This is a genomic window from Corynebacterium sp. HMSC074A09, from assembly GCF_001811545.1.
Lineage (GTDB): Bacteria > Actinomycetota > Actinomycetes > Mycobacteriales > Mycobacteriaceae > Corynebacterium > Corynebacterium hiratae.
Genome location: NZ_KV805097.1, coordinates 32,916 through 42,800, shown reverse-complemented (window position 1 = coordinate 42,800; position 9,885 = coordinate 32,916). Strand labels below are relative to the sequence as shown.

The 9,885-nt window shown below is 63.0% G+C and carries 6 protein-coding genes and 2 pseudogenes; 5 read left to right on the top strand and 3 right to left on the bottom strand.

Annotated elements, in window-relative coordinates:
• The 5 genes and pseudogenes from HMPREF2807_RS13815 to HMPREF2807_RS00880 form a co-directional block, all read left to right on the top strand.
• A pseudogene (locus HMPREF2807_RS13815) lies at positions 1–1,249 on the top strand (hypothetical protein); the annotation flags it as partial.
• Between the two features lie 98 nt (positions 1,250–1,347).
• Positions 1,348–2,514, top strand: a pseudogene (locus HMPREF2807_RS00895) (DNA polymerase III subunit epsilon); the annotation flags it as partial.
• 411 nt (positions 2,515–2,925) lie between these two features.
• Positions 2,926–4,215: a Mur ligase family protein gene (locus HMPREF2807_RS00890; protein ID WP_070509691.1), complete on the top strand. Its 1,290-nt coding sequence runs from the start codon at positions 2,926–2,928 to the stop codon at positions 4,213–4,215.
• Positions 4,208–4,987: a type 1 glutamine amidotransferase gene (locus tag HMPREF2807_RS00885; RefSeq protein WP_070509689.1), complete on the top strand. Its 780-nt coding sequence runs from the start codon at positions 4,208–4,210 to the stop codon at positions 4,985–4,987. Before HMPREF2807_RS00890 ends, HMPREF2807_RS00885 begins: the two co-directional genes overlap by 8 nt.
• A gap of 137 nt (positions 4,988–5,124) precedes the next feature.
• Positions 5,125–5,997, top strand: a complete 873-nt coding sequence (locus HMPREF2807_RS00880; RefSeq protein ID WP_070509687.1) for a DUF3800 domain-containing protein — start codon at positions 5,125–5,127, stop codon at positions 5,995–5,997.
• 24 nt (positions 5,998–6,021) lie between these two features.
• On the opposite strand, the gene recR is transcribed toward HMPREF2807_RS00880, so the two are convergent.
• The 3 genes from recR to HMPREF2807_RS00865 all read right to left on the bottom strand — a co-directional run bounded on the left by recR (position 6,022) and on the right by HMPREF2807_RS00865 (position 9,855).
• Complete coding sequence (recR, locus tag HMPREF2807_RS00875) at positions 6,022–6,678, bottom strand: recombination mediator RecR (RefSeq protein ID WP_010190001.1); 657 nt, start codon at positions 6,676–6,678, stop codon at positions 6,022–6,024.
• 114 nt (positions 6,679–6,792) lie between these two features.
• Entirely contained in the window at positions 6,793–7,173 is a 381-nt protein-coding gene (locus HMPREF2807_RS00870; RefSeq protein WP_046648833.1) for a YbaB/EbfC family nucleoid-associated protein, read from the bottom strand.
• Between the two features lie 57 nt (positions 7,174–7,230).
• On the bottom strand, positions 7,231–9,855 hold the full coding sequence (locus HMPREF2807_RS00865) for a DNA polymerase III subunit gamma and tau (RefSeq protein ID WP_070509684.1): 2,625 nt from the start codon (positions 9,853–9,855) through the stop codon (positions 7,231–7,233).
• Positions 9,856–9,885 lie beyond the last annotated feature (30 nt).

The window sequence follows — 9,885 nt, the reverse complement described above, 5'->3', positions numbered from 1 at the left end:
CCCGACGTGTCTACTTTCCGGGGGCCAGGCCCATGTCCAAAAACCCTATGGACATAACAGGCTCAAGCTAGCTTGTGCTGCCGGCGTTGCCGTCGTGGTCGGCGGGGCTGCCAACTTCGCATCTTCCGGGAATTCCTCCGGTTCACACCACGATAACCTCGCCGAATCGGCTTTTGAAGAAAACACCCTCGCTGTGTCCACGTCACACTCTGCTGACGCCGACCCTGCTGCTATTGAGGACAAGGCCTCCGACGTCGCGGACACTGCGGACATTGTGGCTGCAGACGCCCACCTCCCCGAGGAGCGGGATGATACGGACGCTACGCGAGCGCTTAGCCCGACTGGTTTTTCCGAGCCCACAGAGCCTACTGAGCTGACAGAACCAGCAGAACCCACGGAGCTCGCTGAGCCCACGGAACGTACACCGCTGCCCGCTGCCGAGGAGGCTGCTACTTCACCGCAGGCGGATCACCTGCCGCATACAGCACCGACAACAGCAGCACCTCGGACCACCGAACCCACAGCGGAGGAGCTCGACGCTCCGGAGGCTCGCCGCACTGAGGCGTTCACCGCTCCCAGCTCCAGCCCTAGGAGCACCGAAAAAAGCACGGAATCAACCACTTCACGTGAGGTCAGTCGCTCCGCAGAGCCGCCGACCACCACGCACCCGCTGAGCACTACTTCGCGGCCGCGCACAACGCCGCCGATCCACGTACCCCGTCCCACCCCACAAACTCAGGCGACCCCGTCGCCGACTGTGGTGACGACTACGCCGACGCCACCGGCTGAACCCACGCCCTCCACGTCAAAGGCTGCTCCCACCACTACTCCGGTGGGCGAAGATCGAACCGCACCTCACGACGAACCAACTGCCCCGAGCACGCCGCCGGCCACTACCCCTGTGACCACGCGCGTCAGCACACCACCCACGGCGGCTCCGGCGCCCTCGACTACTTCTGCTCCGGCAACTCCAACGCCCACCACCAAGCCCAAACCAACTAGCAAGCCCAAGCCCACCACCAAGCCACAGCTAACCAACGAGCCCAGGCCAACCGCTAAGCCCAAGCCCACGACCGAGCCAATGCCGACCGCTAAGCCCACGCCAACTAGCAAGCCCAAGCCGACCACTCAGCCTCAGCCCACCAGAAAGCCCGAGCCGACTAAAGAGCCCGAGCCCAGCCGCGAGCCTGACCCCACTCCCGAACAATCCGACCGCGGCGGCTGGGTCATCATCATCGACTTTGGCTAGTCCGCAGCGTGCTTACCTTCACCGCGACTCAGTGGATACAACCCCCCTCTCGTGTGCCCTTTCCAGCTTCCTCGCAGTTGGGTACTAAACTGTGAACAATGACTACGACACCCGGCCCCACCGAGCCTGCAGCGCAGCTCAGCGCTGCAGAGACGCCGGCCGCGGCGTCACCACACACCGGCGCCCCTAAGCCGGGCCCGCGCCCCCACCAGGCAGATAAGAAGCAGACCGATAGGGAGCACAAGGCCTCTGCCCGCGAGGAAGCTCTCGCCGCCTTTCCCTACGTGGCGCTGACCATCCAAACCACCGGAATCCACCCTTCGACCGGCCGCCTGCTCACCGTGGATGCGTTGACTCTCAACGCCGCTGGGGAGATCGGCCAGGAATTCCACGCCGTCATCAACCCAGGCGCAGACCCCGGACCGCGGCACCTCCACGGGTTAAGCGTCGAAGAAATCCAGGCTGGGCAGTCTTTCTCCATGCTGCTCAAGCCCCTGGACCGGCTCATTGATGGCCGCACCCTCATCGTCCACGACACCCCTTATACCTGGGGATTCATCGTCTCCGAAGCGCGCCGTGCAATGACCGCCGCTGCCCGCCAGAACCGCGCGCGCAATCGCAACCGGGGCAAGGGCCGACGCCGCCGCTTCAAGGTGGGACACGTCCCCACCCCAGTCGCCATCGTGGATACTCTCGCCACCGCCCGCCGCCAAAGCGTGTGGGGCACCGACATCCGCTTGGCGGCCGTCGCGCGTGACACCGGCCTTTCCGCACCCGACCCCACGGCCAGCGTCGAACGTGCGCAGAGGACAGAAAAAGATACCTCCCGCGAAGCAACCCGCCTGCTCGTGGCTCTTTATCGCGCGCAAGCTTCAGGCCCACTGAGCAGTGCCACACCGGATGACCTGCGAGCGGATCGTTTCGGGCTGCAGCGCTCCCACGTCCGCGTCGACGCTGCTGAAGCGCCCCGCCAGCACCACAACCCCGGTCCGTATGTGCCCGGCAAGGAGCTCATCCGCGGCATGGAGATCGTCGTAGCCCCGGAAATCACCGAGGACCCCGATACCATCATCGCCGCCCTAGCCCGCGAGGAGCTCAACTACTCTGAAAAGCTCACCCGAGAAACGTCCCTGGTGGTCTGCAACATCACCACCAACCTCGTGGGCAAGCCCATGCACGCTCACCGCAAGGACATCCCCCTGATGTCCGACACCGCTTTCCTCGCCGCCCTCGAGCGCATCGAGGAACCCACGGAGCCAGAAGAGCAGTCCGCATCTGGTGGGGCGGGCAACTCAGGGAAGCGCCAGGGCGAGGGACGCTCCGGTGGGCAGTCCAACCGCAACCGCTCCACGAACAAGAATCGCCGTCGCTCCCGCCGTAAATCTTCCGGTAATCATCAGCCCGCTAAACAAGGGCACAACGATAAGAAGAACCAGAACCCTTCAACCGAGGGTTCCGCAGGCGACAAGCCTGCTCACTCGGGCTCGGCTACCAACCAAGGTTCGCAGGGCTCTGGCAACAACAACCGAAACAAGGGCGGAAACCACGGGCGTCGGCGTCGCCGACGCGGTGGACGCGGCCGCCGCGGTAATGGCAACCAACAGGGCCAACAAAACTCGGGACACAACCGCTCCCGCAACACCGATAGCTAGCGTCCCCCGACTACCCTGGGGAACATGAATTTTAACTTCCGAAGCGCGTTCTCCTCCGCGCGCACTGCGGTTGCCACCACCGCTGCGACGCTGGCTACCACTGCCTCGCGCGCCACGGGCCGCGGCGCCGGCGGCATGATTGGCGGGCTCATCGCCAACGCCATCGACCCCACCATCATGCAGAACCTAGCCAAGCAGCGCCCAGCCATCCTGGTGACCGGAACCAACGGTAAATCCACCACCACGCGCATGCTTGCCGCTGCTGTGCGCACCGAGCACTCCGTGGCCACCAACGATGGCGGCGACAACATGGACGCCGGAATCATCTCCGCGCTTCTGGCAGGCAAGGACGCGAGCCATTTGGTCCTCGAGGTCGACGAGCTCCACGTGCCCCACGTCGCGGATAATCTCAACCCCACCGCGCTGGTGCTGCTGAATCTCTCCCGCGACCAGCTGGATCGCGTGGGTGAGATCAACAAGATTGAGCGCGCCCTGCGCGGCGCAGTCGAGGCACACCCGGACATGCTCATCATCGCCAACTGCGATGACGTGCTCATGACCTCCGTGGCCTATGACGCGAAGAACGTCATCTGGGTTTCCGCCGGTGCCGGCTGGATGGGTGAATCCGTCACTTGCCCGCGCACCGGAGGACACATCGTGCGCGAGGGCGAGGACTGGCACGCGGTCAAGCCGCTTGCCGACGGCCGCGAATTCCGCCGCCCCACACCCACCTGGGCAGTAACAAAGGAAGGACTGGTGAGCCCGAAGGGCGTCGACAAGCTCCAGCTGGCCCTGCCGGGGCAGGCCAACCGCGGCAATGCCGCCCAAGCCGTCGCCGCTGCGGTCGAAGCTTTCGGCGTGGACCGCCACAAGGCCATTGCCGCTGCCGAAGGCGTCGATGATGTGGCCGGGCGCTATTCCACCGTCACGCTAGGAAACCGCACTATCCGCCTGCTCCTGGCGAAGAACCCCGCCGGCTGGCAGGAGGCACTGTCCATGGTGGACCGCGAGGCCGATGGCCTGGTCATCGCCACCAACGGCCACGTGGCCGACGGTATTGATATGTCCTGGCTGTGGGACGTGCGCTTCGAGGACTTCGACGATCTGCCAGTCAAGGCTGCGGGTGAGCGCGGCACCGACCTCGCAGTGCGTTTGGTCTATGCGGATATCTCGCACGAGCTCATCCCGGATCCCCTCACCGCTATTCAGTCCTGCCCGGAGGGCCGCATCGAGGTCTTGGCCAACTACACCGCCTTCCGTGATCTGAAGAAGGCCCTTACCGCCGCAGCAGCAAAGGAGCACTCGAATGACTAGCCTGCAGATTGGCCTCATCCTCCCCGACATCCTGGGCACCTACGGCGATGACGGCAACGCCCTCGTGCTGCGCCAGCGCGCCCGCATGCGCGGCCACGAGGCAGAGATCGTGCCCATCAAGCTGGGTGAGCCAGTGCCGGAGTCCCTCGACGTCTACACCCTGGGCGGCGGTGAGGACACCGCGCAGATTCTCGCCGCGGAGCACCTCATCGCTGACGGTGGCCTCACCCGCGCTGCCTCCGCTGGTCGCCCGATTCTGGCAATTTGCGCTGGCCTACAGGTGCTCGGCGAGTCCTTCCGTGCGTCCGGCCGCGTGGTGGATGGCGTGGGGCTTATCGACGCCACCACTGCCTCCATGGCCGAGCGCGCCATCGGCGAGGTAGCCACCGAACCCACCAAGGCCGGCATCACCGCTGAGCTCACCGAGCCGCTCACCGGTTTTGAGAACCACATGGGTGCAACCATCCTGGGGCCTGCCGCCCAACCGCTGGGAACCCTCACGCGTGGAACCGGCAATGCGGATACCGCCGCCATTCTGGACCTCTCCGACAGGGCCGTCCAGCGCGGCGCCGAGGGCGCGGTGCAGGGCAGCGTTATCGCTACCTACATGCACGGCCCCGTCTTGGCGCGCAACCCGCAGCTGGCGGACCTGCTGCTGGCCAAGGCCATGGGAATCGCACTCAGCGAACTCGAGCCCTTAGACATTCCGGCTATTGACCAGCTACGCACCGAGCGCTTTAACGCCTCGGAGCCGCCGCGCTCGCAGCGCTAGATATCAACAGAAGTAACTAACTGAACCTATTGACCAGAATCTTCGGTACACGGTACAGTAAGCAACGGACGCACCAAGGTGCTCCACTTCCGAAGCTCGTGTGAACAACACGAGCTTTCGCGTATCCAGGGGGGAAGATGTACATCGGATATTTTGACGAATTTGGACATAACGGGGCTTATGTCTCCCGCACCGATCCGAATTATAAAACTCACCCCGTCTTTGGAATTGGTGGGTTCATTATCCCAGCCGACAATATTCGGCAGCTCTCAGGAGCATTTCGCAGAATTAAAGAACGCGGACTCAAAGCCGAAATTGACGCTAAGGTCATCGCAAAAGGTCGCCCTGTAGAACGCTGGGAAAAGAAAGGGGCCGCGCTTCTGACGACACAGAACGTAAAGAAATACCGTGAAGTCCGAAGCATGATAAACCGCGTACTCAACACACTTGAGAAACTCAACGCACAAATCATTTTCTACGGCCAAGAAAAGCCACGGGGCACCAACGAAGATACTGGCGAAGACGAACGATCACGTTATGACCACGCCATGAAACAACTTATTCAGCGTGTCAATTGGTCGCTGGCTGAAAACCAACGGTATCTCATGGTGCTCGACAAGCAGGGGCCCAAAGAACGTATGGATATCTTCGCATCAAGCGCCGCGTTTATGTTCTCCCACCAAGATGCAGACAAACTCCTTGAACCACCGCTCGAAGTAGAAAGCCATCTTTACCAAACAGTTCAGTGCGCAGATTGGATCTGCGCACTTCTTGGCAGAATTTCAGCCTACAAATATGACCCAGATTTCAAGGATTTCGATTGGGCAATCAAGTACTTCGGGAACAGACTAGCCCATGCAAGTAGCCCCCACAGCAAGATTCGTGCTGCGGGCACTGGTCGGGACGTTTATGCGAATCATCTTGGCAGCTACCGCAGTTGTTTTTCCACAACCGAAATCCCCATGAGTCCTACCGGCATGGAAGCTCTGGAGAAAAAGTTCAACGGTTAATTCTCTGTTTCCTGAAGCGTCGGTTTAAACAGTCAGGCGGCCGCTCAACGCACGCGAGAGCGTCAGCTCATCAACAAACTCAAGGTCGCCTCCCAGCGGCATGCCGGAGGCCAGGCGCGTGATCTTCAGTCCCGGGAAGTCCCGCAGCAAGCGCACGAGGTAGGCTGCAGTGGCCTCGCCCTCGGTATTGGGATCGGTGGCGAGGATGACCTCGGTGATGTCCGGAGAGTCGTCGTAAAGCGGCTCTTCCGGGGTGGAATCAGCAAGCTCTCGGTCCGGTAGCACGCCGCCGAGGCGCTGCAGCAGCTGCGAGATGTTGAGGTCCTTCGGCCCCACATTCGCCAGCGGGTCGAGCGCGCCACCCAGCACATGGTAGCGGCCGTCATATTCGCCGGTGCGCTCGATGACCTGGATGTCCTTGGGCTCTTCCACCACGCAGATGGTGGAGGCATCGCGCTGCGAATTGATGCAAATGCGGCAGACTTCTTCGCGGGAAATATTGCAGCAGATGCGGCAGAACGTCACGCCATCGCGTACTGCTCCCAGCGCCTTTTGGAGGCGGTCAATCTCCTCTGGGTCCTGATGCAACACGTGGAAGGCGATGCGTTGCGCTGACTTCGGGCCAATACCCGGCAGGCGCGAGAACTCATCGATGAGATCCTGCAATGGTCCTTCAAACACGCAATGCTCCCCTCACTCAACAACCCCTCAGACCTCGACGGCCGGGGACACAATAAAAGGCCGCGCTGCTCTCCACGAAGAGAGCAACAACGGCCTTTAAGTCTAACGCGCGGATTACTGGTTGCCGCCGAAGACATCCTGGAAGGACGGACCATCGTAGTTCTGCTGGGACTGGCCCATGCCCTGGGACAGCGGGCCAATCTTCTCCTGGGCCAGGCGGCCAGCAGCAGCGTGGGCCTCCTTGAAGGCACCAACGATGAGGTCCTGGAGGGTATCGATGTCCTCCGGGTCGACCACGGACTTATCGATGGTAACGTTCTGCAGCTCAGCGCCGCCGGTCATGGTGACCTTCACCAAGCCGTTGCCGGCGGTGCCTTCAACGGTGGAGGCCAGGATCTCTTCCTGTGCCTTCTGCAGTTCTGCCTGGACGCGGGCTGCCTGCGCCAGGATCTCGTTCATGTCATTTGCCTGCTGCATCGGGTCGTTCTCAGTCATGCTAAAAATCCTTTCACACGATTATTTTCACTACGCGCCAAGTGTACAGATGCCACGCTAGAGCCGCCGCGCTCCCAACTCCTGTGCGAGGAGCTCCATGGCCACCTCCGTGGCGTTGCGGTGGTCCATCTCGCCGGCATTCTGCGCGGCCTCCATCATCTCGCGCTCCTCATCCGCGCGGGTGTACTCCGGCTGCGGAGCGGGAGCTTGCTGAGGCACAGGCTGCTGCGGCGCGGCAGGCGCTTGGCCTGCGCTTTCCGACGCCCCACCCATCCCCGCCGGCGGACCGTACTCCTCCGGTGGGGCTTCGAATTCGCCTTCCTCCGGGCCTGGCTCCGGCGGCAGTGGAACGCCGTTGCCAAACTTGGGAACTTTGGAAAACTCTTCGTCCCGCTGGGCCGCTACTTGGCTCGCTTGCGCGATGCGTGATCGCCATTGGCTACCACGGGCCTCCCTCTTTGGGGGCACCATCGCCCCGCGCGGGGCGACGTCCGGACGTTGTGGTTCTGCCGGCGGCTGCGACTCAGCTGCCTCACGCGGCTGTTCCGTCGTCGTTTCAGACGACGGAGCCTGCTGCCCAATCTGGCGCGGCGCGCCCCACGGGTCATCGCTAGCGTTGCTGGGTTCCTTCGCCTCGGACTCGCTGGGCTTGTCTACTTCTTCAGATTCTGTTGCTGCCGCGGAAGCAGGCACAGTGTCGGAAGAGTGCGAATCAGTAGCGTTGTCCGGAGTCTCCGGACTCTCTGCCTCCTCGTCGGGCTCGGCGGCCTCGCGTGGTGGCTGGTTGGGGTTCCACTGGGTGCGCTGGGCTGGTTCAGCCACCGTGAAGCCGTGGGCCTTCGGGTCGGTGCCGATGACGCACGTGACCTTCAGGTTGCGGTTGAGCTCTTCCTTAAGGACGGTAACGATGACCTCGTTGGTGCCTGGCGAGTTGATGCGTTCCGCCAGCGCGCCGGTGGTGTGGCCAAGAACCAAGGTGTCATCACGCACGCCGAGGACACGGGCTTCGGCGAGCATGATTTCAGCGACCTTGTTCCGGCGCCCAATCGTCGCCCGCAGGTCAGACCAACGCCCGCGAATTTCCGCGGCTGGGTCTTGAGGCTGCTCGGGCTCAGGCTGCTGTTCTTGTGGCTGTCCTTGAGCCTGTTCTTGCCGTTCTTGTAGTTCCGGCTGTTCCGCTTCCTGCGGTTGTTCGTGCTGCTCCTGTTGCTGGTGCTCCGGTCGCTCTTGGTGCTGCTCAGGCTGCTCTGACTGCGGCTCAGGCTGCGCCTCCGGCTGTGCAGGGCGCTCCACCGGTGCCTGAGGCTGCGCAGCCTCAGGGGTTGGGGTCTGCTGCGTCTGCTGGGCTGCTTCTTGAGTCCTTTCGACCTGCTGTGGTTGCTGTTGCTGGGCCTCCTGCTTTGCCGCCTGTCGGCTGCGACGCTGCGCAATGATGGCCGCGGCAGCGGCCGCGGGATCCTGGGCGCTAGCGACCGCAGATTGCTGGCGTTGCGCAGGCGGAGTTCCCTGCCCAGCGGGAGCGGAAGGCTGCACGCCCGCCCCCTGCGGGGCAGCAGTGGGCATCTGACCGGAGGCTGCCGCTGCAGGCCCCGAGCCAACGATGAGGTGCGCACACAGAATTTCTAGGAGCAGCCGTGGGGACGTCGCACCACGAAGGGAGGACACGCGCTCGTTGACGGTTTCCGCCAAGTAGGCCAGCTGTGGGCCGGAGAAGCGTTGCGCCTGGGCAGTGAGGATCTCACCGCGGTCAGTCGGCGCAGAGACTAACCCCTCCTCCAACGCTGAAGGGACGGCCTGCAGGATCATCAAATCCCGCAAACGATCCAAAAGGTCAATGGCAAAGCGGCGAGGGTCGTGGCCGGCCTCAATGACATCGTCGACAAGCCGGAAGAGCCCAGCCTTATCCTGGTTCGCCAGGGATTCAACCGTGTTATCCAACAAGCCTACGTCCGTAACACCCAGAAGTGGACGGGCCACGTCGTAGGTCAGCCCATCGGGGCCTGCGCCCGCCAACAGCTGGTCCAGGATGGACAAGGTATCGCGGGGCGAACCGCCGCCGGCCTGGATGACCATGGGGTACACGGTGTCATCCACGTGGACGTTCTCCGAGGCCACGGTGCGCTCCAGCAGCCCCTTCATCGCCGGCGGAGTCAACAGGCGGAAGGGATAGTGGTGGGTACGCGAACGGATGGTGCCGATGATCTTCTCCGGCTCCGTCGTGGCAAAAATGAAGATCACGTGCTCCGGCGGCTCCTCGACAACCTTGAGCAAGGCGTTCGCACCGGAGGCGGAAATCATGTGGGCCTCATCGATGATGAAGATGCGGTAGCGCGACTCCGCCGGCGCGTAGTAGGCGCGGTCACGCAACTCACGCATGTCCTCGACACCATTGTGAGAGGCGGCGTCGAGCTCCGTGACATCCAAGTTGCCCGGCCCACCCGGGGCCAGCGAGACGCAAGAGTCACACTGCCCGCACGGCGTTGACGTTGGCCCCTGCTCACAGTTCAGCGAGCGGGCCATGATGCGCGCGGACGACGTCTTTCCGCAGCCACGCGGGCCGGAAAAGAGGTACGCATGGTTAATGCGCCCTGCGTCGAGGGCAGCGGATAAAGGCGTGGTGACCTGCTCTTGGCCTACCACTTCCGCGAAAGTTGCTGGACGATATTTCCGGTAAAGAGCCACGGTTAGTCAGTGTAGCGCCTCAACCCGACA

Bases quoted from the DNA above. Each gene is read 5' to 3' on its own strand.
- HMPREF2807_RS00890 (WP_070509691.1), top strand. From the start codon at position 2,926: ATGAATTTTAACTTCCGAAGCGCGTTCTCCTCCGCGCGCACTGCGGTT.
- HMPREF2807_RS00885 (WP_070509689.1), top strand. From the start codon at position 4,208: ATGACTAGCCTGCAGATTGGCCTCATCCTCCCCGACATCCTGGGCACC.
- HMPREF2807_RS00880 (WP_070509687.1), top strand. From the start codon at position 5,125: ATGTACATCGGATATTTTGACGAATTTGGACATAACGGGGCTTATGTC.
- HMPREF2807_RS00870 (WP_046648833.1), bottom strand. From the start codon at position 7,173: ATGACTGAGAACGACCCGATGCAGCAGGCAAATGACATGAACGAGATC.